Origin of the sequence: Methylobacterium sp. E-016, assembly GCF_022829745.1 — a bacterium.
Classification (GTDB): Bacteria; Pseudomonadota; Alphaproteobacteria; order Rhizobiales; family Beijerinckiaceae; genus Methylobacterium.
The window spans coordinates 171,044-195,854 of sequence record NZ_JAKSYF010000058.1; the positions used below are offsets into that span (position 1 = coordinate 171,044).

Below are 24,811 nucleotides of genomic sequence, written 5' to 3' on the forward strand. Positions count from 1 at the left end.
GTCTCCTACAGTCCAATACACACGAGGACAGGCGGCGACCGAACAAAGGTCGCGGAGGAATTCGGTCATGATCAACGTTTCTCTTCAAGACTTCTGCAACCATGCCGTCGCCGAGGGCCGCATCGCGTCGGCCGACGTGCAGGCCCTGCTGCGCGACGTGCTGCCGGACGGCATCGCCCATCGCGACGAGGCCGACATGCTGATCGCCCTGGAGCGGGCGGTGCCCGACGCCGATCCGGCCTTCGCCGACGCGCTGGTCGCCCTCGTGGTCGACTTCGCGGTCTGGGGCGAGCGTCCCTCGGGCTACGTCGACCGCGCGGTCGCCGCCTGGCTTTCGGCGTCGCTCGCCGGCCTCACCGGCCCGACGCCGGCCGGCGCGCGAATCGCCGTCGAGATCGTCCGGGAGGCGCAGGGGAGCGCCGAGGCGCTGATGGTGTTCGCGATGGAAGCCAACCGCTGGACCCGCGAGCCGGCCAGGACCTACCGGCCGCGCTTCGCGCTGGCCGCTTGAAACGAGACCAAAAACTTTTGACCGCGGTCGCCCAGGCATCGGCCGCCGGCACAGCTTCCGTCGCCTGCGGATCTGCTTTATCGGGAACGCTCTATCCGGCTCACGCCAAGCCGCTTCCTGAAGACGACCAGACCCGAGCGCGATAAAAGATGTTCGACAAGATCCTGATCGCAAACCGGGGCGAGATCGCCTGCCGCGTCATCAAGACGGCGCGGCGCATGGGCATCAAGACCGTGGCGGTCTACTCGGACGCCGACCGCGACGCGGTCCACGTGGCGATGGCCGACGAGGCCGTCCACATCGGCCCGGCGGCGGCGGCGCAATCGTACCTCGTCATCGAGAAGATCATCGACGCCTGCAAGCAGACCGGGGCGCAGGCGGTGCATCCGGGCTACGGCTTCCTGTCCGAGCGCGAGGCCTTCGCCAACGCGCTCGCCGAGGCCGGCATCGTCTTCATCGGCCCGAACGCCGGCGCCATCGCCGCGATGGGCGACAAGATCGAATCCAAGAAGGCGGCGGCCGCCGCCAACGTCTCGACGGTGCCGGGCTTCCTCGGCGTGATCGAGAGCCCCGAGCACGCCGTCGAGATCGCCGACGGCATCGGCTACCCGGTGATGATCAAGGCGTCCGCCGGCGGCGGCGGCAAGGGCATGCGCATCGCCTACGCCTCGGGCGAGGTCGCGGAGGGCTTCGCCCGCGCGAAGTCCGAGGCCGCCTCGTCCTTCGGCGACGACCGGGTGTTCATCGAGAAGTTCATCACCGATCCGCGCCACATCGAGATCCAGGTGATCGGCGACAAGCACGGCAACGTGGTCTACCTCGGCGAGCGCGAGTGCTCGATTCAGCGCCGCAACCAGAAGGTCATCGAGGAGGCACCCTCGCCCCTTCTCGACGAGGCCACCCGCCGGAAGATGGGCGAGCAGGCGGTCGCCCTGGCGAAGGCCGTGGACTACGATTCCGCCGGCACGGTCGAGTTCGTCGCCGGCCAGGACAAGTCGTTCTACTTCCTGGAGATGAACACCCGCCTCCAAGTCGAGCATCCGGTCACCGAGATGATCACCGGCGTCGACCTCGTCGAGCTGATGATCCGGGTGGCGGCCGGCGAGACGCTGCCGCTCACGCAGGATCGGGTGACGCTCGACGGCTGGGCGGTGGAGAGCCGCGTCTACGCCGAGGATCCGACCCGCAACTTCCTGCCCTCGATCGGCCGGCTCACCACCTACCGGCCGCCGGAGGAGGGCACGTTCGGCACCGGCAAGGTCCGCAACGACACCGGCGTGGAGGAGGGCGGCGAGATCGCGATCCACTACGATCCGATGATCGCCAAGCTCGTCACCTGGGCGCCGACCCGCGCCGAGGCGATCGAGCTCCAGGCCGAGGCGCTCGACGCCTTCGCCATCGACGGCATCCGCCACAACATCCCGTTCCTCGCCGCCCTGATGGCGCATCCGCGCTGGCGCGAGGGGGCGCTGTCCACCGGCTTCATCGCCGAGGAGTTCCCGGAAGGGTTCTCCGCGCCCGAGCCGAAAGGCGCGGTGGCGCAGCGGATGATGGCGGCCGCGGCCGCGATCGACCACAAGCTCAACGCGCGCAAGCGCGGCATCTCCGGCCAGATGCGCGACCCCGCGCTGCTGCACTTCGAGCGCGACCGGGTGGTGATGCTGGCCGGCGAGGCCTTCCCCGTCACCGTCGATCCGCACGAGGATGCGCTGGCGCAGAACTGCCTCGTCGTCACCGAGGCCGACGGCACCGCCCACGTCGTCGAGAGCGACTGGCGCCCGGGCGAGCCGGTCTGGACCGGCACGATCGGCGCGCAGCGCGTCGCGATCCAGGTGCGCGGGCTGCTCAACGGCGTCGCGCTCCAGCATGCGGGCGCCGCGGCCGAGGCCCGCGTCTACACTCGCCGCGAGGCCGAGCTCGCCGCGCTGATGCCGGTGAAGGAGGATGCCGGCTCCGGCAAGCAGGTGCTCTGCCCGATGCCCGGCCTGGTGAAGCAGATTCTGGTCACCGAAGGCCAGGAGGTGAAGAACGGCGAGGCCATCGCCATCGTCGAGGCGATGAAGATGGAGAACGTGCTCCGCGCCGAGCGCGACGCCACGGTGGCGAAGGTCCACGCCAAGGAGGGCGAGAGCCTCGCCGTCGATGCGGTGATCCTGGAATTCGCCTGACTCGCGTCAGCCGATCGAGGCGATCGCCCGGTGCGTGCGGCGAACATCGAGCAAACGAAGCTCCTCGCGACGGCGATCAACAATGTCGCCGTGGCGTTCATCGTAATCGGCTTCGTCACGCCGATCACCGCTGCAAGCTTCAATCTCGGCGGTGTCGGACCGCTCCGATCGGAAAGCACGGTGTTGACCCTGGTCTGGCTTTTCACCGGGATCGGCATACATTTAATCGCGAGGCGCATCCTGCGAGGCATCACGCCGTGAATTCCGGCCAGATCTTCGTCGTCTTCGGCATCCCGGCGATCGCATTGGCGACCGCCTATCTCGCCATGCGCGCGAACGAATGGGCGATCCGCCGCGACGAGCGCCTGCCGCCGGGCGAGTAGTCGATTCCGGCCGATCCGAAATCCATGCCTCTCTACTTCGCCTACGGCGCCAACATGGATGCCGCCGCCATGGCCTCCCGCTGCCCGGCTTCGCGGCTGATCGGGCAGGGCCGGCTGCACCGCCACCGCTTCATCGTCATGCGCGAGGGCTACGCCTCGGTGGTGCGCGACGGGCGCCACACGGTCTGGGGCGTGCTGTGGGAGCTGGCCCTCGCCGACGTCCCCGCCCTCGACCGCTACGAGGGCGTTGCCGGCGGCCTCTACGTGAAGGCCTCGCAGCCGGTCGCGACCGCGGGCGGCGTCAAGCGCGCGCTGATCTATCTCGGCCGCTCCACCGCCTGCGGCGTGCCGAAGCCCGGCTATCTCGAGGCCGTGCTCGCGGCGGGCGAGGCGGCGCAGCTGCCGGCCCCCTACCTGCGCGAGGTGCGCGGCTGGCGTCGCGGAGCGCCGACCTAGGTGCGACGCAGATGCCGCGGCTTCAACGTCCGGTTTGGCCCTGACCTTGCCTGCTCCCGGATCGCAGAACATCGAACACCGGGAGCCTTCCGCCAATGGACTTCGTTAAACCTACGGACATGGCCGCGACCATGAGCGATTCGGGCGTCATGCGCGCCGAGCTGTCGATCCGCGACATGCTCGTGCGCGGCATGATGGCGGGCGCGCTGCTCGGCATCGCCACCAGCCTCGCCCTCACCGGGGCGGTGCAGACCGGCGTGCCCTTCGTCGGCGCCATCGTCTTTCCCGTCGGCTTCGTGATGATCGTCTGCCTCGGGCTCGAGCTCTGCACCGGGAACTTCGGCATCCTGACGCTGTCCTGGATGGAGAACCGGATCGGGTTCGCGCCGATGATGCGCAACTTCGCCTGGAGCTTCATCGGCAACCTGCTCGGCAGCGTGCTGTACGCGCTGCTCCTGGTGATCGCGCTGACCAACGCGTGGCACACGCCCGTCGCCGGCGTCGCGCAGAAGCTGGTCGAGATCGCCTCGGCCAAGACGATCGCCTACGAGAACCTCGGCACGGCCGGGATGCTGACCTGCTTCGTCAAGGCGATGCTGTGCAACTGGATGGTCTGCCTCGGCGTGACAATGTCGATGATGTCGACCTCGACCTTCGGCAAGATCCTCGGCGCCTGGCTGCCGATCTTCCTGTTCTTCGCGCAGGGGTTCGAGCATGCGGTGGTGAACATGTTCGTCATCCCCGCCGGCATGATGCTCGGCGCGCCGGTCCATTTCAGCGAGTGGTGGCTCTGGAACCAGATCCCCGTCACGCTAGGCAACTTCGTCGGCGGAGTGCTGTTCATCTCGGTGGCCTGGTACCTGACCTACCGTCAGAAGACCGTCGATCCGGCCCGCGTCGAGGGCCGTCCGCAGGGCCGCGCCGCCATCGCCCGCTGAGAACGACCCGACGCGGCCGGACACCTCGGGCGTCCGGCCGCGTTGTGCTGTCATGAGCGAGATCAGAAGCGTTGCCGTCGTCGTCGTCGGCCGGGTCCAGGGCGTCACCTATCGCGCCTGGACCCGGCGCGAGGCCGAGGCGCGCGGCCTGTCGGGGCACGTGAGCAACCGCGCGGACGGGGCGGTCGAGGCCGCGTTCACCGGGCCGGCCGACGCGGTCGAGGCGATGGTGCAGGCGTGCTGGGCCAGGCCGCCCGGCGCCCGCGTCGAGCGGGTCGAGGTGACGGCCGGCGAGCCGTCCGCCGGCGCCTCCGGGTTCGCGATCCGGCGGTGAGGGGTCCCGCGCATGGACGGCCTGCTCCGGCGCGTCTCGACAGCGCGCGCCGCGCCGAGGTAGCCATCCCGCGGTCCCGATGCGCCCACGGCCGGCGCGGCGCGCGGGCCCGATGGGCACCCCGGGGACGATGACCGACCTCCCTTCCACCACGCTGCTCGCCGCCTACCTGCCCTCCGGGTTCTCGCCGATCGACCTCGGCGCGCTGATCTACTTCGTGCTGGCCTGGCTCGGCTACGGCCTCTCCGTCGGGCGCCTGCGCGGACGGATGGTGTCGCTGAGCCAGATCATGAACGCGCAGCGCGAGGAGTGGGCGCGCCAGCTGATCGTGCGCGACAACCGCGTGGTCGACACCACGATCAACGCCTCGCTGCAGAACGGCACCGCCTTCTTCGCCTCGACGTCGCTGATCGCGCTCGGCGGCGTGCTCACCCTGTCGCGCTCCGGCGACGACGTGCTCAACCTGTTCGGCACGCTGCCCTTCGGCACGATCGCCACGCGCACGACCTGGGAGATCAAGGTCGCAGGGCTCGCGGTCGTGTTCGTCTATGCCTTCTTCAAGTTCGCCTGGGCCTACCGGCTGTTCAACTACAGCGCGATCCTGCTGGGGACCGTGCCGCCGAAGGGCTCGGGGGCGAGCGAGTCCGCGATGCTGCGCGCCGCACGGCGCGTGGCGGCGATGAACACCGCGGCCGGGCTCCACTTCGCCCGCGGGCAGCGTGCGTTCTTCTTCGCGTTGGCGTATCTCGGGTGGTTCGTCAGCCCCTATTTCCTCGTCGCCTCGACGACGGCGGTCGTGTTCGTGATGTGGCGGCGCCAGTTCGTCTCCGAGATCCGCGCGATCCTGCTCGCCGACGGCGCCCCGCCCGCCGAAGGATCCACGCCGTGAGCGACGACCGCACCGGAACCCGCAGCGAAGACGCGATCGAGGAGACGATGCTGCGTCTCGTGGCCGAGCGCGGCCCCGGCAAGACCATCTGCCCGTCGGAGGTCGCACGCGCGCTGGCGGGGTCGGATCCGGACCAGTGGAGCCCCCTGATGCAGCCGGTGCGCCGCATCGCCGTGCGCCTGACCAAGGCCGGCCGCCTCGCCATCCTACGGAAGGGCAAGCCCGCCGATCCGGACGATTTTCGCGGGATCTACCGGTTGTCGCTCCCCGAGGGCTGATCCGCCGGCCCCGGCAGCAGCGCGTCGGTGTAGCCGGCGAGCCGGTAGACCGCGAGTCCGATCCATTCCTTCACCGCCAGGTCGAGCACCAGCAGCCCCTCCGAGGCGAAGCTGCCGAAGCGCAGCGCGTCGCGCGGGCCGCGGGTGCGGTAGTCGACGGGGAAGGCGACGACGTCGAAGCCGGCCGCGCGGAAGCAGCCCATCGCCCGCGGCATGTGGAAGGCCGAGGTCACCAGCAGCCAGCGCTCGCCCGGCTTCGGCTGGGCCATCGCGGCGGAGAACAGCGCGTTCTCGCGGGTGTTGCGCGAGCGGTTCTCCAGGATCAGCCGGGTGCGCGGCAGGCCGAGGGTGTCGGCGTCGCGGCTGACGATGTCGGCCTCGGCGATCGCCCCGTCGACGAGGCTGCCGCTGCCGCCGGAGAACATCAGCCGCGCCTGCGGGTAGCGCCGGGCGAGATCGGCCATGTAGATCGGCCGCTCGCCGGCATCGTTGACGATCACCTGCCCGCGGCCGGACGACAACCCGGCCTCGATCCCGCCGCCGAGCACGATGATGCCGTCGGGCGGGCGATCGTCGGCGTAGGCCGGGAAGCGCTGCTCCAGCGGCAGCACCGCCCAGGCCGAGAGCGGCGACAGGCCGCCTGCGAGCAGGCCGAGGAGGCCGAACGCGCTCAAAGCTCCGCCGAGGCGCCGCCGCGCGGTCGCGAGCGTCAGCGCGACGCCGACGAGCCCGACGAGGGCGAAGACGTTCGACGGGGTGATCAGGAAGAAGATCACCTTCGAGAGCGGGAAGAACATCGGCGCGGGTCCGGCGGGCGTCGGACCTCAGGCCTTCGTCTCGGCTTCGTAGCGGGCCAGGGTTTCGGCGTCCGGCGGCAGCAGGGTGGCGAGGCTCGCGCCCTTCTCCGCCTCGCGGGTGAGCCAGAGATCGAGGCGCTGCTGCTCGACCGCCTCCAGCGCCACCGCCTCGGCGATGTCGGCCGGGATCACCACCACGCCGTCGGGGCCGCCGACCACGACGTCGCCGGGATGCACCGCGGCCCCGGCGCAGGCGATCGGCTCGCCGGAGCTCGCAAGCTGAAGCGTACCCTCGCCCGGCGCGAACGCGGCGTCCCAGACGGCGAGGCCGCTCTCGGCTGCGAGGCAGCCGTCGGTGACGAGGCCGGCGACGCCGCGGGCGGAGAGCCGCGCGGCCAGGATCGCGCCGAAGGGGAGGGCGAGCCCGGAGCGGCCGGTATCGACCACGACGACGGCGCCCTCGGGCACCGCCTCGATCGCCTCCGCGAGCGAGCGCGCGACCTCGCCGCGCGCCGGGATCATCCGCAGCGTCACGGCCGGCCCGACGGCTCGGCCCGAACCGGCGATGCCGGAGAGCGCGCAGGCCGGGACGCCGCGGCGCGCCAGGGCGCGGGCGAGGCTCGCCACGGTGACCGCGGAGAGGGCGTCGCGCAGGGTCGGGTCGAGGGCCATCGGGGTGCGGTCTCCGGGCGGGCTGCCTGACGCCCAAGTGGGTCGCGCAGGGGCGGGGGCAAGGCGGGCAACGGTTGAGCAGGGCAGGGGCAAGGCCGATCGGCGAGGACGTGCGGGCGTCAGCTGATCGGCGCGGCGAAGATCCGGGCGGCGGCGGGCCGCTGCACCAGCGCCGCGTACCAGCGCCGGATCTCGGGCCGCTCGACGCGCTCCGCCGGCAGGGCGAGCCAGCGGTGGGCGGCGCAGCCGAGCGCGATGTCGGCGATCGAGAAGCGCGTGCCGACGACGAAGGTTCGGTCGGCGAGGTGCCGGTCGAGGATCGCGGCGAGGGCCTCGGACCGTTCGAGCGAGGCGGCGATCAGCGTGTGGTCGCGCGCATCCGGCGCGGCGCGGTAGAGCTGCCAGAACGCGTCGCGCATCGCCGGGGTGAAGCTCGTCGCCTGCCAGTCGAGCCATTGCTGCACCTGCGCCCGCTCGCGCCGGTCGTCGGGCAGGCGGAGCACGCCCTCCGCCCCGTCCGCGAGGTAGCGCAGGATCGCGTTCGACTCCCACAGGGCGAAATCGTCCTCCTGCAGCACCGGCACCAGGCCGTTCGGGTTCATCGCCCGGTAGGCGGAATCGGCGACCACGCCGTGCGCGCCGCCGGCCTCGACCCGCTCGTAGGCGAGGCCAGATTCGTCGAGCCCCCAGAGGGCCTTCTGCACGTTGACGGAGTTCGCCCGCCCCCAGAGCCTGCGCATCGGCTTATTCCTGCTCGCTCGCCTCGGGCCGATACGGCTCGGGCGGATAGGCATGCACGCCGCCGTTCGGATCGGTGATCCGGGTGCCGTCGCGATCCGCCGCGACGTAGCCCGGCCCGACCGGCACCTTGCCGTGGCCACCGGGGATGTCGAGGACGTAGGTCGGCTGGGCCAGCCCCGAAAGCCGGCCGCGGAGCGTGCGCATCAGCGCCTGCCCGGCATCGAGCCCGGTGCGCAGGTGCGCCGTGCCCGGCGCGAGGTCGCCGTGATGCAGGTAGTACGGCTTGATCCGGTTCTCGACGAAGGTCCGCATCAGCGCCTCCATCACCGCCGCATCGTCGTTGACGCCGGCGAGCAGCACCGTCTGGCTCACCATCGGGATCCCGGCGTCGACCAGCCGCGCGCAGGCGGCCCGCGCCTCGGCGCCGAACTCGCGGGCGTGGTTGGCGTGCAGGGCCACGAACACCGCCCGGCCGAAGCCTTTCAGCGCGGCGATCAGAGCGTCGGTCACCAGGGCGGGGCTCACCACCGGCACGCGGGTGTGGACCCGCAGGACCTTGATGTGGGGCACGCACTCGAGCCGCCGCGCGATGTCGGCCAGCCTGCGCGGCGAGAGCGCGAACGGGTCGCCGCCGGTCAGCACCACCTCCCAGATCGCCGGGTCGGCGGCGATGTAGGCCAGCGCCGCATCGAGCTCGGCCTCGCTCAGCGTGCCGGCGCCTTCCGGCCCGACCACCTCGCGGCGGAAGCAGAAGCGGCAGTAGACCGGGCAGACGTGGAGCGGCTTCAGCAGCACTCGGTCGGGATAGCGGTGGACGAGGCCGGGCATCTTCTCGTGGACGGCGTCGCCGATCGGGTCGGCGCGTTCCTCGGCCGCAGTGACGACTTCCTCCGCCCGCGGCACGAACTGGCGGGCGATCGGGTCGTGCGGGTCGGCGGCGTCGATCAGCTCGGCCATGTCGGGGGTGATCGACACGGCGTAGCGCGCGGCCACCGCCCGCAGGGCCGGCAGGTCGGCCGGCGCCACGAGGCCCGCGGCGGCGAGCTCGTCCGGGCTGCGCAGCGGGCGGTTCATCGCGTTCCGCCTGCGACGGGGGTCCAGATCACGTCCTCGATATGCGGCGCGCCGGTCGCGAGCATCACCAGCCGGTCGAAGCCGAGCGCGCAGCCCGACGCCTCCGGCATCACCGCCAAAGCGTCGAGGAAGTCGTCGTCGATCGGATAGGTCTCGCCGTAGACGCGATGCTTCTCCGCCATCTCGCAGGCGAAGCGCCGACCCTGCTCGGCGGCGTCGGTCAGCTCGCCGAAGGCGTTGGCGAGCTCGACGCCGCAGGCATAGAGCTCGAACCGCTCCGACACCCGCGGGTCGTCCGCGCTCGGGCGGGCGAGCGCCGCCTCGCTCACCGGGTACTCGCACAGGATCGTCGGCCGCCCGTGCCCGAGATGCGGCTCGATCCGCGCCACCAGCACGCGGCTGAACAGGTCGGCCCAGGTGTCGTCGGCGGCCACCCGCAAGCCCGCCTGCGCGACCGCGGCGGCGAGCCCGTCGCGGTCGGTGGCGCCGTCCCGCGACAGGGTGGCGAGGAGGTCGATGCCGGCATGTCGGTCGAAGGCGTCGGCCAGCGTCAGCCGCTCCGGATCGGCGAAGGGATCGCAGGTCCGATCGCGATGGCGCAGCCGCGCCGTCGCCGCCGTCTCGGCGGCGAGCCGCAGCAGGTCGGCGCAGTCGGCCATCAGCACGGCGTAGGGCTCGCCGGCGCGATACCATTCCAGCATCGTGAATTCGGGATGATGCAGCAACCCGCGCTCGCGGTTGCGGAAGACGTGGCCGAGGCTGAACAGCCGCGATTCGCCGGCCGCCAGCAGCTTCTTGCAGGCGAATTCCGGCGAAGTGTGGAGGTAGAGCGGCGCACGCAGCCCGTCGCCGCCGATCGCCTCGGTAGCAAAGGCGGAGAGATGCGCCTCGTTGCCAGGCGAGACCTGAAGGCAGGCGGCCTCGACCTCGACGAAGTCGCGGGCCGCGAAGTGGCCGCGGAGCGCATGGGCGATGCGGTTGCGCAGGATCAGCAGCGGGCGCCGGTCGGCGTGCCGGTGCGGCGCCCACCACGGGGAGGGGGCCGCCGTCACCGGGCGGCCCTGCGATCGGCGGATCGGACGTTTCCGGCTTCGAACACGCGCGCTCCCGGCGGACCGATACTGGCGCGGCTGGCAACCGGGCCGCGGATAGGATAGTGCCGGAGCCCGATATCGCTCTCGAGGGATATGCCTCTCCCGCGGGGCACCGCGCTAGGCGCGCGAACCCCGCCTTGTCAACGCAGGACCTGACCCCGTGAAGGTGATCGCTTCTACCCTCCGCAAGGGCAACGTCGTCGATAAGGACGGCAAGCTCTACGTCATCCTGTTCGCGGAGAACATCCATCCCGGCAAGGGCACCCCCGTGACGCAGCTCGACATGCGCCGCATCACCGACGGGGTGAAGGTGTCGGAGCGCTACCGCACCACCGAGCAGGTCGAGCGCGCCTTCGTCGAGGACAAGGAGCACACCTTCCTCTACAGCGACTCGGAGGGGTTCCACTTCATGAACCCGGAGAGCTACGAGCAGATCCAGGTGCCGGCCGACGTGGTCGGCGACGCCGCCCCCTACCTGCAGGAGGGCATGGCGGTGATGGTCTCGCAGCACAACGGCGTGGCGCTGACGATCGAGCTGCCGCAGCGCGTCGTGCTCGAGGTCGCCGAGACCGAGCCGGCGATGAAGGGGCAGACCGCCTCGTCCTCCTACAAGCCGGCCACCCTGTCGAACGGCGTCCGCACCACCGTGCCGCCGCACATCGCCGCCGGCACCCGCATCGTGGTGATGACCGCCGACGGCGCCTACGTCGAGCGCGCCAAGGACTGAGGCATTCCGGAACGGGGGGCTACGGCGGCGGCGCCGTGCCCTCGGAGGCCTCGTAGCAGCGCTGCGACAGGCCCTGCGCCCGCATGCGCTCCGGCACGGTGAAGCCGCGGCCCTCCACCGACCACAGGCCCTCCCTGCGCAGGGCGTCGGCGGTGCAGCGTGCCGCGATCCGGCACGAGTCCGGCTCGCCCCCGGTGCGGGTGCAGGTCTCGACGTAGTCCGCCCGGAACTTCGCCAGTCCGGCGCGCGGATGCGGCCCGGTCAGCGCGACCAGGCCCGTCAGCGCCCCGAGCAGGAGCGGCTGGTGCACGAGGTAGATCGCCAGGCTGTGGCGGCCGGCGAAGGTCGCGGCCCGTGCGCCTCGGCTCCGCGGCTGCCAGAGACCCGCCCGCGAGCACGCGAACCAGGGCAGGGCGATCCGGCCGAGGGCAACCCCGAGCAGCACGATCCCGAACCACGGGAACAGCGGCACGTAGTCGTTGGTCTGCGGCGTCAGCCGGCCGAGGCCGAGGAAGAACAGCGCGGGCGCATCGAGCAGCGGATGCGCCACGAGGTGCGGCAGCGCCACGACCAGGGCGCCGGCCAGCGCCGTCACCACCGCCGGCACGAACAGGAACGGCAGCGCCAGCACGCTCGACACCGCGATGCAGTGCAGGATGCCGAAGAAGATGAAGCTGTCTGGGAAGGCGTAGAACGTCGCCAGGGTGATCAGCGCCGCCGCCCCGCCGACCCGCAGCAGCCGCAGGGCGGTCGGCCGCAGCCGAACGCCGCGGCCGTTCATCAGCACCAGACCGACCCCGACCAAAACGAGGAACGTTCCGGCGATGACGTGCGCCGCGACCCGCCCCGCGGGCGACAGCGCGACGTTCTCGGGCGTGAGGCGGAGGTACCCGAGGTCCCAGGTCAGGTGATAAGCGGCCATCGCGGCGAGCGCGGCGGCACGCCCCGCATCGATCGCCGGGATCCGGCGGGACGCGACGGCAGGCGCTTCCGGCGCGTTCGTCGGGGCGAATGTGGGATCGGGTGGCATGGCCGGCCCCCTAAGCACCATTCGCCGCGCGCGGCCATGGGCGGCTCCGAAGATTCGTGCGGCGGACGGCGCGTCGACGGTGCTCCCGCCACCTGCTGCGCCGCAGCAACAGTCACGAGAAAGTGACCGAACCCGGTTGTTTGCGCCGGGAGCGTTCCGATGGGGTCGGCCGGCGCAAAAGCGTGAGTCCGGACACGGACTTGGGCCTGCTCGATGCTCGCCGAACCGGCACGGATCGCTGCGGAAGCGTGCCGATCGGGCCGGCCATTGCCGTCGGACCGTCCAGGCCTGCCGGGCAAAGAGGCTTTCGCCGCTTCAAGACTTCGTTAATCCTGGCCGGGAAACGCACGTCGCGATTCGGTGTAGGTTGCTTATCGACATGTCTGACGGGTTCGGATCAGGGCCGGCGAGCTCACGGGCAACGGACGGCGCGGGCATCGGCGCATCATCGCAGGCCGACGTCGAGGAGCCGCTCGACCTCGTCGAGGTGTCGGGCCGGATCAAGTGGTTCGACGTCGCCAAGGGGTTCGGCTTCATCGTCCCCGACGACGGCATGCCCGACGTGCTGCTCCACGTGACCTGCCTGCGCCGCGACGGCCACCAGAACGCCAGCGAGGGCGCCCGCATCGTGGTCGAGGCGACCGAGCGCGCCCGCGGCTGGCAGGCCTTCCGGGTCCTGTCGCTCGACCAATCCTCCGCCACGCACCCGTCCGAGCTGCCGCTGCCGCGCACCCATGTCAGCGTGACGCCGACGAGCGGGCTCGAGACCGCCGTGGTGAAGTGGTTCAACCGCCTGCGCGGCTTCGGCTTCCTGACGCGGGGCGACGGCACGCCGGACATCTTCGTGCATATGGAAACCCTGCGACGCTACGGTATCGCCGAATTGAAGCCCGGCGAGACGGTGCTCGTGCGATACGGCGACGGCTCCAAGGGCGTGATGGCCGCTGAGGTCCGGCTGCCCGACGGAGCCGTTCCGTCCTCGCATTGATGGTGTTGCGCTTGTCTCGCGTCCGAAACCTGCTCGCCGGCGGCCTGGCCCTCGGCCTCCTCGGCATGGCCGCCCTGCCGTCGGCGCTCGCTCCCGCCTCGGCCCAGGAGGCGCGACAGGCCAGGAGCCAGACCGAGCCGCTGAGCATCCGCTCCAAGGACGGCACCCACCGTTTCGACGTCGAGGTGATGCGCGACGATGCCGGCCGCACCCGCGGGCTGATGTTCCGCCGCACGATGGCGCCGAACCACGGCATGCTGTTCGACTTCGAGCGGTCCGAGCCGGTCGCGATGTGGATGAAGAACACCTACCTGCCGCTCGACATGCTGTTCATCCGCGCCGACGGCACCATCGCCCGGGTCGCTGCCGACACCGAGCCGCTGTCGACCGCCATCATCGCATCGCCGGAGCCGGTGCTCTCGGTGCTGGAGCTGAATGCCGGCATCGCCGCCAAGCTCGGGATCAAGGCCGGCGACCGCGTCGAGCACCCGCTGTTCCAGGCACGCTGACCCGGAGCGCCGTCGCGCCGGGAAAATATGAACGCATCGAGAACATCGCGCTTGACGCCCGTTCCGTTGCGGATCACTGTTCCTCGTATGTTCCACGTGGAACAGGCGCGCGATCGTCGCGCCTCTTCCGCGAAGGTGGCGAGGATCCCGATGATCGACGCAACTATCGCCTCTTGCGCAAAGGCCGTCCTGTTCCGCAACGCCGACTGGACCCTGTCGGGCGAGGGCCTGGAACACCGCACGACCGGCTACTTCATCGGTCGCGACGTGCTCGCCGCCCGCCGCGCCGAGGGCCTGTGGGACTGGCCGCTGCAGATGGCCGAGAAGAGCTGGTGCCGGCCGAGCCTGTTCCGCGAGGCGTTCCTGACCGCGCTCGACGCGTTCGGCATCGCGCGCGACGCCGGCCTGAGCCAGGCCTTCGCTCTCGGCTTCGGCTTCCGCGCCGGGCAGGCGCCGCAGGCCGACGGGTTCGTCGCGCTCGCCGACCTGCTGCGGCCGCAGCCCGCGCCGCGGCCCGTCCCGGTGCCGGCGCGCCGGCCGGCGCGGGTCTCCGCCGGCGCCTGAGCGTCCCGCCCGGGCGGCTCCGCACGGTTGACCCGGGCCCGGCGGCGTGGTGCGCTGGCCGGAGGGTTCGAGGAGCACGGCATGACGCACGACAACGAAGGCGGCGGCGAGGGCCTCGACGGATTGATCGTCCCGCCGCTGTCGCGGCGGGGCTTCGTGATGACGAGCCTGATCAGCGGCTTCACCCTCGCGGTGACGCCGGTGGAGGCGCAGGTCATCCACACCGACGACACCGGGATCGAGGCCGGCGAGGTGCGGATCCCGGCGGCCGACGGGCCGATGCCGGGCTATCGCGCGGTCCCCGAGGGGGCCGGGCCGTTTCCGCTGGTGCTGGTGATCGAGGAGATCTTCGGCGTCCACGAATACATCAAGGACATCTGCCGTCGCCTGGCCAAGGCCGGCTACTGCGCCGTTGCGCCGGAGCTCTACGCCCGGCAGGGCGACCTGTCGCAGATGACCGACCCCAAGCTGATCATCCGCGACGTGATCTCGAAGACGCCGGACGCGCAGTGGATCGGCGACCTCGACGCCACCGTCGCCTGGGCGACCTCCGCCGCCAAGGGCGATCCGGCGCGCCTCGGGGTGATGGGCTGGTGCCGCGGCGGCCGTGCCGCCTGGCTCTACGACGCCCACCGCCGCGACCTGAAGGCGGCGGTCGCGTGGTACGGCCCGCTCGGCGGCGACCCGACCGACATGCAGCCGCGCAGCGCCGGATCGGTCGCCGGCCAGCTCAACGCACCGCTGCTCGGCCTCTACGGCGGCGCCGACACCGGCATCCCGGTCGCGACCGCCGAGGCCGCCCGCGACGCGGCGAAGGCCGCCGGCAAGCCGGTGGAGCTGGTCGTCTACCCGGACGCCCCGCACGGCTTCCATGCCGATTACCGGCCGAGCTACCGCAAGGAGGCGGCCGAGGACGGCTGGCGCCGCGCCCTCGCATTCCTGAAGGCGAACGGCGTCGGCTAGGTCGCGCCGACGCGCCGCGACCAGCGGTCACGGCGGGGCGGGCACGCTCCTTCAGGGTTGTGTGCCCTATCCGACACGGCGGGGACGACCGGTTTATGCCAGGATGGGGCCGGGCGGCGCGTGCACGCACGGGTCGACCCCCGTTCGCATCGACGATGGCGATGAACGACCGATCCGAGGGGCCGACCATCCGGCCCGCTTAGAGTGTCCCGGCTATGACCGACGTGAACCCGCCCGGACAGAAGCCCGTCATCCTCGTGGTGGAGGATCAACCGGACGAGCGCTTCCTCGCCGCGACCCTCCTGGAGGAAACCGGCTTCACCGTGATCGAGGCGGAGACCGCGGAGCGGGCGCTCGCCATCCTCAACGATCGCGGCGACGAGGTCAGCGTGGTCTTCTCGGACGTGCGCACGCCGGGACCGATCGGCGGTTTCGAGCTGGCGCGGATCATCGGCGTCACGTGGCCGCGGGTGCGCGTGCTCCTCACCTCGGGCGATGCCGGCGACCAGCCGAGCGACCTGCGCGTCTCGGCGACCTTCATCCCGAAGCCGTGGCGGGCCGAGGACATCCTGGCCTGGGTCGAGCAGGCGGCCGGGCGCCCGGCCGGATCGTCGACGGGGCCGTCGGTGATCGGCCCCGGCGGCAAGCTGGTCCCGCACGCCCTCGAACCCTGAGGCTTCGCCGTGCGAACCCCGCCCCGGTGCAGGGCCTGCCGCGAGGCGGCCGGCGCATCGCCCCGGGGGCCGAATCTGCTATGCCGGCCCGCGAGCGGTCCGCCCCCCTTCTCGAAGCGATCGAGCCGTCCATGTTCCTGAAAGACCATCGCGGCCCGTTGGCCGCGGGCCTGTTCGGCCTCCTCGTCTCGGTGCTGCCCGCCGCGGCCGCGGCGCCGCCGGCCCAGCCGAACGACGGGCCGGGCGGCGTCGGCGACCGCAAGCTCACCATCGTCAAGCGCGCGGTCGGGCGCACCGGCGCCTCGACCTACGTGTTCCACGCCGCCGGCGCGGCCCCCGCCGAGGGGCGCCCGGTCGCGGTGCTCCTGCACGGCTGGGGCGCCACCAACCCGCAGAGCTACGGCGCCTGGATCGACCATCTCACCCGCAACGGCTGCCTCGTCCTGTTCCCGCGCTTCCAGGACGTGAACCGGACCCGGCCCGTCGATGCGGTCGCCAACGCGGAGGGCGCGCTCAAGACCGCCTTCGAGGCGCTGGCCGCCGACGCGGAGGGCAAGCCCGACTTGGGGAAGGTCGCGCTGATCGGCCACCTCGCGGGCGTCCCGCTCGCCATGGACATCGCGGCCGACGCGAAGGCGCAGGACCTGCCCGTGCCGAAGCTGGTGTTCGGGGTGATGCCGGGCGGCATCGCCAGCGGGCCGAAGTCGCGCGGCATCGTGCTCGGCGATCTCGCGAAGATCGCGCCGCAGACGCTGCTGATCGCCCTGATCGGCGATCGCGACGCCCGCGCGGCCGACCTGGCCGCCCGCCGGCTGCTGCGCGAGGCGAGCGCCGTGCCGACGGAGCGCAAGCTGTTCATGCGCGCGCTTTCCGACGACCACGGCTTCCCGGCGCTCACCGCGACGCTCGCGGCGCCGGCCGGGCTCGATGCCGCGTTCGACGGCGCGGCGATCAAGCTGCCGGCCGACCCGAAGGACACCAAGCCGCCGCCGTTCAAGTGGTCGGCCGACATGTCGCTCTCCGGCGAGCAGCAGACGCTGGTGGCGCAGATCAACAACGCCCGCGCCGACACCCTCGACTACCTCGCGTTCTGGAAGACCTTCGACCTCGCGGCGACCGCGGCCTTCGCCGGTCAGGACGCCACCGGCCTGAAGACCAATCCGCGCTTCGGCGACATGGAGCGCTGGGCCGACGGCTGGCCGGTGAAGCGCCTCTTCGTCGAGACGCCGCGCGCGAGCCCGCCCGCCGCCGTCACGCCGGCGGCGACGGCCGGCACCGTCCCGGCCAAACCCGCCGCCCGGCGCTGATCGCGCCGCCTCCGCCGACGAGACCCCGATGAAGCTGTTCCATTCCCCGACCTCGCCCTTCGTCCGCAAGGTGATGGTGGCGGCCCACGAGCTCGGCTTGGCCGAGCGCATCGAGACGCTGCCGAGCGCCGTCCACCCGGTGACCCGGGACGGGCGCGTGCTGAGCGTGCATCCGCTGGCGCAGGTCCCGACCCTGATCCTCGACGACGGCGCGGCGATCGCCGACAGCCGGGTGATCTGCGAGTACCTCGATGCGCTCGTTGGCGGCCACCTGTTCCCGGCGCCGGGCGCAGCGCGCTGGGCCGCGCTGAACCTGCAATCGACCGCCGACGCGGTGCTCGATGCCGCCCTGCTGATCCGCTACGAGCTGACCGCGCGACCCGAATCCGAGCGCTCGCAGGCGTGGATGGACGGGCAGACCGCCAAGATCGTCAGCGCCCTCGACTGGTTCGAGACGCAGGCGCCGTCGCTCGCGGGCGTCGACATCGGCACCATCGCGCTCGCCTGCGCCCTCGGCTACCTCGACCTGCGCTTCGCCGAGCTCGGCTGGCGCGCGAGCCGACCGGGACTGGCCGCCTGGTTCTCGACCTTCGGCGAGCGGGCGTCGATGCGGGCGACGGCCTGACGCGACCGGCGCGGTTCTTGCGGCGGCCGGCATCGTCCGAGAGTGGGATGCCGAGCCATGCCCGATTTCGTCGCCGCGCTGCTTGCCGCCGCCGCCTTCTGCCTCGTCCTCATGGCCCTGAACGCGCTCACGCGCGGGCTGGTCCACTGGCACCTGGCGCCGTCCGACCTCGCCGAGAACGGCTTCCTGCAGCTCGGAGGCGCCGTGGTTCTGGCCCGCGTCGCCTACCGGCGCGCTCCGGTCCGCCGCATCACCTAGGCCGCCGTATCAAGCGCCGCGCGCCGACAGGCTCAGGGCTTCGCGCAGGTCGCCGACATCGGTGAGATAGCGGCCCCGGCGGCGCATCGCCTTGAGGAAGCCGGCATCCGGGAACGGGCAATAGGGCAGCACCGGCACGGTGCGGCCTTCCGGCACCGCGCCGTCGCGGGCGATATCGGCCAGCACCGCATCGAGCAGGTTCCGGCCGTGCTCGTGCAGCAGCACGGCGGCGCGGGTCGCAGTCACGTCCGCGGGCAGCGCGACCGGCGCCTGCTCGAGGATCGCGCCGGCATCGATCGCCACGGCGAGCCGGTGGACCGTCACGCCGAAGGCGTCCGGCCCCTCGGCCAGCGCATGGATCGTCGGCACCGGCCCGCGATGGCGCGGCAGCAGGCCGGGATGGACGTTGAGGCCACCGAGCCGCGCCCGCGCGATCGTCTCGCCCGCCAGGATCTGGTCGAAGTGAAAGGTGACGATCAGGTCCGGCCCGTGCCGCCGCAGGAGATCGGCGACGTCGGCACCGTTGACGTCGTCGACCGTCAGCGTCGGGATGCCGTGCCGCCGGCACAGGGTCGCGAGCGGCGTCGCCTCGGGCGAGCCGGTGGTGCCGGCGATGCGCTGGGTCAGCGGCGCGACCGGGCGGAGCAGGTCGGGCAGGCCGAAATTCACCGCGAGGTAGGGCAGAAAGGCCGGCCCGGAGCGGGCGAGATGGCGCCGGACCTGCCCGACGAGGCCGCCGGTCGAGGGCCGCTCGGCGTTCGACAGGCCGACGAAGGCGATCTCCGCGGCGTGGTCGGCCACGAACCGGCGCACCGCACGCGCGTTCGGCAGCGCTTCCAGCGCGAAGAGCGCGATGCTGGGCTTGGGCATCAGCGGCGCGGCCGCAGCTGGAAGCGGAAGGCGCGCATGGCGGCGGTGCGCAGGAATTCCGGTGCGACGAGGCCGGCCCGGGCGAGGTGGAAGAGCACGCTCGGGAAGGTGACGATCTCCCGGTTGCGCACCAGCCCGCGGGCGATGCGCTCGGCGGCCTGATCGGCGCTCATCTCGAGCGGCCGCCAGCCCTTGAGCTGGCCGCCCATCGGCGTCTTCACGTAGCCCGGCATCACCACGTTGACCCGCACGCCCCTCGGCGCGAGCTTGGCGCGCAGGGCCTGCCCATGCGCGACCAGCGCCGCCTTGGTGCCGCTGTAGGATGGGGCGTCGGCGAGCGGCGCGTAGGCGGCGAGCGAGGAGATCAGGGCAATCTGCCCGCGCCCCCGGGCCGCCATGGCGGTGACGCAGGGCAGCACGACGTTGAGGCAGCCAACGAGGTTGATGTCGAGGGTCTCGAAGGCGACGTCCTCGCTCTCGACCTCGCCGGTCGGATGGCCGCCGTTGACGCCGGCATTGGCGATCACGAGGTCGATCGGGTCATCCCCGTCGAGGGTCCTGATCCAGGCGCGGACCGCCTTGCGGTCGCGCAGGTCCAGGGGCACGACCGTCGCTGCGCCGCCGCGGGCGCGGCACGCGGCGGCCACCGTTTCGAGGCGGCCGCGGTCGCGGGCGTTGAGGGTCAGGCGGTTTCCGGGCAGGGCATAGCGGCGGGCGAGCGCCGCGCCGATGCCGCTCGACGCGCCGGTGATCAGGATGTGGGGCATGATCCGGGTGCTACCGCGCGCCGGTCGGCCGAATCAATACACCTCGGCGAGACGGCCGGCATCGGCCTCGCCCTCGCGGATCGTCCGGGCGGCCGCGACCCGGGCGTCGGGGAGCGCCGCCTCCATCCGCGGGACCGTCGCGGCGACGGCGCGGGCGATGGCGGCCTTGGAGAAGTAGCCGCCGTTCACCTGCGTCCGGTGCAGCACCACGCGGCGGAAATCCGACATCAGGCCGAGATCCGGAGCGGTCGGTGCGGTCCAGAACCCGTCGATGTCGCCCTGATGGGTGAGGCCGGGCATGTTGTAGATCGCGGTGCCGAGCGCCATCGTCGGCCGGCCCATCTCCAGCGAGAGCATGCCGACGGTGCTGTTGACGATCACCACGCCGCGGGCGCCGGCGATCAGGCTGGGCAGCTCGCCGCCGTCGATGAAGTCGAGGCGCTCGCTCACGCCGTGGCGGCGGGCCGAGGCGCGGGCGAACTTGCGCCAGTTGATCAGGCCGGCATCGAGGGGGTGGAGCTTCACCAGCAGGCGGGTCGGCGCCTGCGAGGCCTCTGCGAAGGACTTGATCACCCGGTCCATGAAGCCCTCGACCCCGAGGAAGGGGGAGTGCACGCGGATCTGGTAGTCGCTGTCGAGCTGGAGCGGCAGCAGGAAGTAGTCGCAGCCGACCGCGTTGTAGATCTCGTTGCAGCGGGCGGCCTCGCGCCTGGTCCGGCCGCGGCGGGAGAACTTCTTGATCCAGCCGGCATATTCCATCGCGATATGCGTCGGGCGGTGGCTGCGGAAGCGCGGGTAAAGGTAGGGGAAGCAGACGTTGGCGACGTTGTAGCCGACGTCCCAGATGCTGCGCAGGGCCATGTCGCCGGTCGAGGGCATCGCGCGGCCGGGCTGCGGCAGGCGGCGCGCCAGCGCCCGGACGCCCTCGGCGGTCTTCGGAAGGGTCGAGTACCCGTTCACGCCGCCGAGCTCGCAGGTGATCCAGTTCGGGCGGATGTAGCCCTCCTCGAACACGTGGACGCGCAGGCCGCGGGCGACCGCGACGGCGCGCGCGACGACGTGATAGGGGCGGCAATCGCCGAACAGGACGATGTCGGTCACGCCGTAGGTGGCGACGTAGGCGTCGAGCCAGCGCTCCCAGCCGGGCCGGGTGCCGCGGTAATGGTCCGCGTCGCCGCGCCAGAACAGCCAGTCGCCGGGACAGAAGTTGATCCGCCGCACCCGATGCCCGCGGGCGGCCAGGGCGCCGCCGAGATCGGAGAAGAAGGTCGAGGCGAGGCCCTGGAGGAAGAGGAACGTCGCCGGGCTCGCATCGACGGAATCTGGGCGAGGCTGAAGCATTCCGGAGCGCTCTGTACCTTCAGCGGACGGGACGGGGCAGCCACCACGGGTCGCACGGCCGAGGCGGCCCGGCAATCCGGAGCCGTTCCGCCCCGCACGATTCCGCCGGGCCGTGGCCGTCCCGCAACGCCGTCGCGGCCGGCCCCGAACGGGTAACGAGCTAGGAGCCAATCGCGGCGGCGATATGTCCGGGGGGTGTCCCTTCATGTCCGGCTCATCCGCCCGCCCCAGGAAGCATTCGCCTGCCGCGGATGAATTGGGCTAAAGCCCGCGGGTCCGGGCAGGAACGCGTCGAGGCCGGCGCGACCCGTCGCTCGGCCCTCACGATGGGTCGCGGGATCCCGGCAGGCGATGCCGGGCGCCGCCGCGCGACCCGCCCGGCCCGGAGCCCTCGACCGAAATGGTGATGCGCCCGATCCTTCCCGACACGCTGTTTCCCGTCGGCCGCACGATCCGGCTGCTGCGCGCCGAGATCGAGGCCGCCACCGGCAGCCGCTTCGGCGCGCCCGGCCTTCGCGGCCGCGCCGTCGTCTGGCGCGACGGGCCGGCCGCCCGGCTGCTGCGGCTCGCCGGCCGTCCCCCGCTCGTCGTGGCGCCCGGGCCACTGCTCAGCCCCTACGACAGCGCCGAGACCGGGTTCTCGAGCCTGATCCTGACCTTGGCCGGCGAGCCAGTCGGAGGGCGCGAGACGCCGGGCCTTCACCATTTCGACCCCTGGACGCGGGCGCCGATCGACCGCGCGGCCTGCGCCGAGCGTGTCGCCTGGCTCCGGGCGCGGTTTTCCGAGAACGCGCGGCGCGTCGTCTACGTCGGCATCTCGCGCTGGAAGCGGCCGGCGCTCGACGCCTTCGCCGTCGGCCCGAAGGGCACGCCGATCCACACCATGACCGTCGCCGCCGCGGTCGCCGCCGCGAAGCGCCACGACGGGCAGGTGCTCGCCTGGGCGACGCGCGCGCCGGAGGCCCTGGAGGCGGCCTGCGCGGAGGCCGGCCTGCCGCTGGCGAGGGTCGAGGACGGCTTCCTGCGCTCGGTCGGCCTCGGGGCGAGCCTGCAGCCCGGCGCCTCGATCGTGGTCGACGATCGCGGCATCTACTACGATCCGCGGCGCGAGAGCCGTCTCTCGCGGATCCTGGCCGAAGCCGAATTTTCCGACGCCCTGGTCACCCGGGCGAAGTCCTTGCGCGAGACGATCGTCGCGCGGCGCCTGAGCAAGTACAATGTCGGCCTCACGGTCGCCGCGGGCGCGTGGCCGGCGGACCGGCGGATCGTGCTGGTGCCGGGCCAGGTCGAGGACGACGCCTCGGTCCGCTACGGCTCGCCGAACGTGCGCTCGAACCGGGCGCTGCTGCAGGCGGCGCGGGCGCGCAACCGGGACGCCTTCCTGCTCTACAAGCCGCATCCCGACGTGGAGGCCGGGTTCCGCCCCGGCGCGATCCCCGAAGCCGAGGCCCTGGGGCTCGCCGACCGGATCGTCTCGGGCCTGAGCATCGTCGACCTGCTCGACCGGGTGCACCACGTCGAGACGATGACCTCGCTCGCCGGCTTCGAGGCGCTGATCCGGGGCCTGAGCGTCGCGACGCACGGGCGGCCGTTCTATGCCGGCTGGGGCCTCACCGAGGATCTCGCGCCCGGCGCCGACCGCGGCCGGACGCTCGCCCTCGACCAGCTCGTCGCCGGCGCGCTGATCCTGTATCCGCGCTACCTCGATCCGGTGGCGATGAAGCCGTGCGGCCCCGAGCAGCTGCTCGACCGCCTCAGCGCCGCCCGCGCCGCAGCGCCCCCGAGCGCCCTCGCGCTCGGCCGGCTCGCCGGCTTCGGCATGCGGGCGCGCTACCGCCTGCTGAACCCGATCGTGCGGGCCCTGCGCGCCCGGCGCGGCGTCGCGTCCGGCGGCAAGCCCGTCACCCGGAAGCCCGGGCAAGGTTGAGCCGAGCACGATGTCCTTCCTCCTCGCGACGGTGGTCGCCTTCGTCCTCTGCCTCGCGATCGAGTTCCGCTTCGGCGACGTGCCGGGGCGCGCGAGCCGCAGGCCCGGCGACCTCACCATCCGGCTCGGCGCCTACGGGCTGATCCTGCTGTTCTGGTTCGTGTTCTCGTGGCGCCCGTGGCTCGCCGCGTCGAGCTGCGTGCTCACCGTCGCGATCCTCCACCTCGTCAGCCACTTGAAACGCGCGGTGATCGGCGAGCCGCTGGTGTTCAGCGACTTCGCGCTGCTGCCGCAGGTGCCGCGCCATCCGCAGCTCTACTACGTGCCGCCGGTCGCCAGCCCGCGGATCGCCGTGCCGCTCCTGCTCGGGCTGGCCGGCGTCGCGCTGTGGTACCGGATCGAGCCGAGCCTGCTGCCCGCCTCCGCCGGCGGGGCCCTGGCCGCCGTCCTGGGCCTGCCGCTCGGCCTCGCCGCCCTGCTCGTCGCCGCCGATCGCGGGCCGCTCGCCGGCCGGGTCGCCCGGTGGTTCCCGCGGCCGGAGCTCGAAGCCGACCTCGCCCGCTACGGCCTGCCCGCCTGCCTGATCGCCTACGCGCTGCGGTGGCGGAGCGAGCGCGGCGGCCCCGCGGCCGTCGCAGCGCCCGCGATCGCGCAGCCGCCGGGCGACGACGTCGTGGTGGTGATCCAGCTCGAATCCTTCCTCGACCCCGAACGGCTCGGCGGACCGCACCTGCCGCTGATGGACCTGATCCGGGCGCGCGCCAGCGAGCACGGCCGCCTGCGGGTGCCGGCGCACGGCGCCTACACCATGCGGACCGAGCACGCCGTGCTCACCGGGCGCGGCGCGTGCGATCTCGGCTTCGGCGTGTTCGACCCCTATCTCGCCTCGCGCGGGAACGAGCCGGGCAGCCTCGCCCGGACGGCCCGGCGGAACGGCTACGCGACCACCTTCGTCCACCCGTTCCACCGCGACTTCTTCCAGCGCGCCCGCGTCATGGAGGCGTTCGGCTTCGACACCCTCGTGATGGAGGAGGCGTTCGGCGACGCGCCCCGCGTTGGACCCTATGTCGGCGATGCGGCCTTCGGCGAGCGCGTGCGCGCCGAGGTCGCGGCACGGCGCGGGCCGCTGTTCCTGTTCGGCGTCACCATGGAGAACCACGGCCCCTGGAAGCCGGGACGCCTGCCGGGGATCGACGACCCGGTCGCCCAGTACCTCCACCACGTCGCCGCCGCCGGGCGCATGGTCGAGGACCTCGTGGCCGCGCTCGCGGGCCTGAACGCGACGCTCTGCATCTACGGCGACCACGCGCCCGCCCTGCCGACCTGCCGGCCCGGCTTCGGCGACACCGCCACCGACTACGCGCTGTTCCGGTTCGGCCACGCCGACCCGGCCGCGCCGCGTCGGGTCGACCGCACCGCCGACGATCTCGGGCGCCGGCTGCGAGCCGCAATCGGCCGGGCCGCGACGTCGGCGGATGGGCCAAGCGTGGCCGTGCCACGGTCGTGACGCAATGCCGGGCGATGTCCGGCGCGCGTGCTCGAGCCGTCGTTAAAGCGATCGCAGGCTTTGGCGCGCAACGTCGAGGCTCCAGCCATGCGCGCGTCGTCCGCCGACACTTCGGCACGGACCTCGGTGGCGCGGGCTCGCGACGAAGACGACAGGGTCATACGGGCGTTGCGTGCCGGTCTCACGGAGACGGGCACGGCTCCGGGAGTTCGAAGATGGTTCGTTTCACGGCGCTGTTCGCGCTGACGGCCTGCCTCGTCGGCGGCTGCTCGGTTCTCCCGGCTTCGGGTCCGACGGCGCGTGCCGTGGAGGCGGGGGCGGAGCTGTCGACGCCGGAGGGGCTGCTGGCGCGCTACGAGCTGGTGGACGTGACCCCGGCGGTGATCGAGGCCCTGCGCGGGCGCCCGCTCGACAGCCTT

Annotated in this window: 29 protein-coding genes and 1 pseudogene; 21 read left to right on the plus strand and 9 right to left on the minus strand. The window is 72.4% G+C overall.

What is annotated here, in order from left to right; all coding sequences use genetic code 11:
• Positions 1–67 precede the first annotated feature (67 nt).
• The 9 genes from MKK68_RS05345 to MKK68_RS05380 all read left to right on the plus strand — a co-directional run bounded on the left by MKK68_RS05345 (position 68) and on the right by MKK68_RS05380 (position 5,957).
• On the plus strand, positions 68–511 hold the full coding sequence (locus MKK68_RS05345; RefSeq protein WP_244029168.1) for a hypothetical protein: 444 nt from the start codon (positions 68–70) through the stop codon (positions 509–511).
• Positions 512–660: 149 nt separating this feature from the next.
• A complete protein-coding gene (locus MKK68_RS05350) occupies positions 661–2,679 on the plus strand; it encodes an acetyl/propionyl/methylcrotonyl-CoA carboxylase subunit alpha (protein WP_243934824.1) in 2,019 nt (672 codons plus the stop codon).
• 30 nt (positions 2,680–2,709) lie between these two features.
• Positions 2,710–2,940, plus strand: a complete 231-nt coding sequence (locus tag MKK68_RS05355; RefSeq protein ID WP_147842464.1) for a hypothetical protein — start codon at positions 2,710–2,712, stop codon at positions 2,938–2,940.
• Positions 2,937–3,062 carry a hypothetical protein gene (locus MKK68_RS29395; protein ID WP_279593141.1) on the plus strand — a complete coding sequence of 42 codons (126 nt, stop codon included), beginning with the start codon at positions 2,937–2,939 and terminating at the stop codon, positions 3,060–3,062. The genes MKK68_RS05355 and MKK68_RS29395 overlap by 4 nt, the downstream gene beginning before the upstream one ends.
• A gap of 24 nt (positions 3,063–3,086) precedes the next feature.
• Positions 3,087–3,518, plus strand: a complete 432-nt coding sequence (locus MKK68_RS05360; protein WP_147842465.1) for a gamma-glutamylcyclotransferase family protein — start codon at positions 3,087–3,089, stop codon at positions 3,516–3,518.
• A gap of 131 nt (positions 3,519–3,649) precedes the next feature.
• Entirely contained in the window at positions 3,650–4,456 is an 807-nt protein-coding gene (locus MKK68_RS05365; protein WP_243948110.1) for a formate/nitrite transporter family protein, read from the plus strand.
• Positions 4,457–4,508: 52 nt separating this feature from the next.
• Complete coding sequence (locus MKK68_RS05370) at positions 4,509–4,790, plus strand: acylphosphatase (protein ID WP_244029171.1); 282 nt, start codon at positions 4,509–4,511, stop codon at positions 4,788–4,790.
• A 130-nt stretch (positions 4,791–4,920) separates the two neighbouring features.
• A complete protein-coding gene (locus tag MKK68_RS05375; protein ID WP_243948114.1) occupies positions 4,921–5,679 on the plus strand; it encodes a DUF599 domain-containing protein in 759 nt (252 codons plus the stop codon).
• A gap of 47 nt (positions 5,680–5,726) precedes the next feature.
• Positions 5,727–5,957 (plus strand): DUF3253 domain-containing protein, encoded by a 231-nt coding sequence (locus MKK68_RS05380; RefSeq protein ID WP_147726996.1) that lies wholly within the window; start codon positions 5,727–5,729, stop codon positions 5,955–5,957.
• On the opposite strand, the gene MKK68_RS05385 is transcribed toward MKK68_RS05380, so the two are convergent.
• From MKK68_RS05385 to epmA, 5 genes are all read right to left on the minus strand, one after another.
• The gene (locus tag MKK68_RS05385) at positions 5,930–6,754 is read right to left on the minus strand and encodes a YdcF family protein (protein ID WP_244029173.1); all 825 of its coding nucleotides are present in this window, start codon (positions 6,752–6,754) and stop codon (positions 5,930–5,932) included. The two genes, MKK68_RS05380 and MKK68_RS05385, sit on opposite strands and share 28 nt — an antisense overlap.
• A gap of 27 nt (positions 6,755–6,781) precedes the next feature.
• Positions 6,782–7,426 carry a dimethylmenaquinone methyltransferase gene (locus MKK68_RS05390; RefSeq protein ID WP_244029175.1) on the minus strand — a complete coding sequence of 215 codons (645 nt, stop codon included), beginning with the start codon at positions 7,424–7,426 and terminating at the stop codon, positions 6,782–6,784.
• Positions 7,427–7,545: 119 nt separating this feature from the next.
• Entirely contained in the window at positions 7,546–8,166 is a 621-nt protein-coding gene (locus MKK68_RS05395) for a glutathione S-transferase family protein (RefSeq protein ID WP_244029177.1), read from the minus strand.
• Between the two features lie 4 nt (positions 8,167–8,170).
• Positions 8,171–9,241, minus strand: coding sequence for a lysine-2,3-aminomutase-like protein (locus MKK68_RS05400; protein ID WP_244029179.1), 1,071 nt, complete (start codon positions 9,239–9,241; stop codon positions 8,171–8,173).
• The gene (epmA, locus tag MKK68_RS05405; RefSeq protein WP_147728634.1) at positions 9,238–10,293 is read right to left on the minus strand and encodes an EF-P lysine aminoacylase EpmA; all 1,056 of its coding nucleotides are present in this window, start codon (positions 10,291–10,293) and stop codon (positions 9,238–9,240) included. Before epmA ends, MKK68_RS05400 begins: the two co-directional genes overlap by 4 nt.
• Before the next feature lie 202 nt (positions 10,294–10,495).
• Here epmA and efp point away from each other — a divergent pair, with 202 nt between their 5' ends.
• Positions 10,496–11,062 carry an elongation factor P gene (gene efp / locus MKK68_RS05410; protein WP_147728635.1) on the plus strand — a complete coding sequence of 189 codons (567 nt, stop codon included), beginning with the start codon at positions 10,496–10,498 and terminating at the stop codon, positions 11,060–11,062.
• A gap of 19 nt (positions 11,063–11,081) precedes the next feature.
• Here the strand turns inward: efp and MKK68_RS05415 are convergent, their stop codons facing one another.
• Positions 11,082–12,092 carry a DUF1624 domain-containing protein gene (locus tag MKK68_RS05415; protein WP_244029182.1) on the minus strand — a complete coding sequence of 337 codons (1,011 nt, stop codon included), beginning with the start codon at positions 12,090–12,092 and terminating at the stop codon, positions 11,082–11,084.
• A gap of 379 nt (positions 12,093–12,471) precedes the next feature.
• Here MKK68_RS05415 and MKK68_RS05420 point away from each other — a divergent pair, with 379 nt between their 5' ends.
• The 8 genes from MKK68_RS05420 to MKK68_RS05455 all read left to right on the plus strand — a co-directional run bounded on the left by MKK68_RS05420 (position 12,472) and on the right by MKK68_RS05455 (position 17,980).
• The gene (locus MKK68_RS05420; protein WP_147728637.1) at positions 12,472–13,080 is read left to right on the plus strand and encodes a cold-shock protein; all 609 of its coding nucleotides are present in this window, start codon (positions 12,472–12,474) and stop codon (positions 13,078–13,080) included.
• The gene (locus MKK68_RS05425; RefSeq protein ID WP_187274775.1) at positions 13,080–13,589 is read left to right on the plus strand and encodes a DUF192 domain-containing protein; all 510 of its coding nucleotides are present in this window, start codon (positions 13,080–13,082) and stop codon (positions 13,587–13,589) included. The genes MKK68_RS05420 and MKK68_RS05425 overlap by 1 nt, the downstream gene beginning before the upstream one ends.
• Positions 13,590–13,739: 150 nt before the next feature.
• Positions 13,740–14,153: a hypothetical protein gene (locus MKK68_RS05430; RefSeq protein WP_147843686.1), complete on the plus strand. Its 414-nt coding sequence runs from the start codon at positions 13,740–13,742 to the stop codon at positions 14,151–14,153.
• An 81-nt stretch (positions 14,154–14,234) separates the two neighbouring features.
• Positions 14,235–15,116 (plus strand): dienelactone hydrolase family protein, encoded by an 882-nt coding sequence (locus MKK68_RS05435; RefSeq protein WP_244029183.1) that lies wholly within the window; start codon positions 14,235–14,237, stop codon positions 15,114–15,116.
• A gap of 215 nt (positions 15,117–15,331) precedes the next feature.
• The gene (locus tag MKK68_RS05440) at positions 15,332–15,790 is read left to right on the plus strand and encodes a response regulator (protein ID WP_147729357.1); all 459 of its coding nucleotides are present in this window, start codon (positions 15,332–15,334) and stop codon (positions 15,788–15,790) included.
• Between the two features lie 131 nt (positions 15,791–15,921).
• Complete coding sequence (locus tag MKK68_RS05445; protein WP_244029185.1) at positions 15,922–17,097, plus strand: alpha/beta hydrolase; 1,176 nt, start codon at positions 15,922–15,924, stop codon at positions 17,095–17,097.
• 28 nt (positions 17,098–17,125) lie between these two features.
• Complete coding sequence (locus MKK68_RS05450) at positions 17,126–17,722, plus strand: glutathione S-transferase (protein WP_244029187.1); 597 nt, start codon at positions 17,126–17,128, stop codon at positions 17,720–17,722.
• 57 nt (positions 17,723–17,779) lie between these two features.
• Positions 17,780–17,980 carry a hypothetical protein gene (locus MKK68_RS05455; RefSeq protein WP_147729517.1) on the plus strand — a complete coding sequence of 67 codons (201 nt, stop codon included), beginning with the start codon at positions 17,780–17,782 and terminating at the stop codon, positions 17,978–17,980.
• Positions 17,981–17,989: 9 nt separating this feature from the next.
• On the opposite strand, the gene MKK68_RS05460 is transcribed toward MKK68_RS05455, so the two are convergent.
• Genes MKK68_RS05460 through MKK68_RS05470 form a run of 3 tightly spaced genes read right to left on the minus strand, consistent with a single transcriptional unit; the run spans position 17,990 to position 20,958 of the window.
• A complete protein-coding gene (locus tag MKK68_RS05460; RefSeq protein ID WP_243948133.1) occupies positions 17,990–18,850 on the minus strand; it encodes a formyltransferase family protein in 861 nt (286 codons plus the stop codon).
• Positions 18,850–19,617, minus strand: coding sequence for an SDR family NAD(P)-dependent oxidoreductase (locus MKK68_RS05465; RefSeq protein WP_244029190.1), 768 nt, complete (start codon positions 19,615–19,617; stop codon positions 18,850–18,852). Before MKK68_RS05465 ends, MKK68_RS05460 begins: the two co-directional genes overlap by 1 nt.
• Before the next feature lie 33 nt (positions 19,618–19,650).
• Complete coding sequence (locus tag MKK68_RS05470) at positions 19,651–20,958, minus strand: capsule biosynthesis protein (protein ID WP_243934761.1); 1,308 nt, start codon at positions 20,956–20,958, stop codon at positions 19,651–19,653.
• Positions 20,959–21,364: 406 nt separating this feature from the next.
• Here MKK68_RS05470 and MKK68_RS05475 point away from each other — a divergent pair, with 406 nt between their 5' ends.
• The 3 genes and pseudogenes from MKK68_RS05475 to MKK68_RS05485 form a co-directional block, all read left to right on the plus strand.
• Complete coding sequence (locus MKK68_RS05475; RefSeq protein WP_244029192.1) at positions 21,365–22,885, plus strand: capsular biosynthesis protein; 1,521 nt, start codon at positions 21,365–21,367, stop codon at positions 22,883–22,885.
• A 10-nt stretch (positions 22,886–22,895) separates the two neighbouring features.
• The gene (locus tag MKK68_RS05480) at positions 22,896–24,392 is read left to right on the plus strand and encodes an LTA synthase family protein (protein WP_244029193.1); all 1,497 of its coding nucleotides are present in this window, start codon (positions 22,896–22,898) and stop codon (positions 24,390–24,392) included.
• A 215-nt stretch (positions 24,393–24,607) separates the two neighbouring features.
• A pseudogene (locus tag MKK68_RS05485) lies at positions 24,608–24,811 on the plus strand (sugar transporter); the annotation flags it as partial.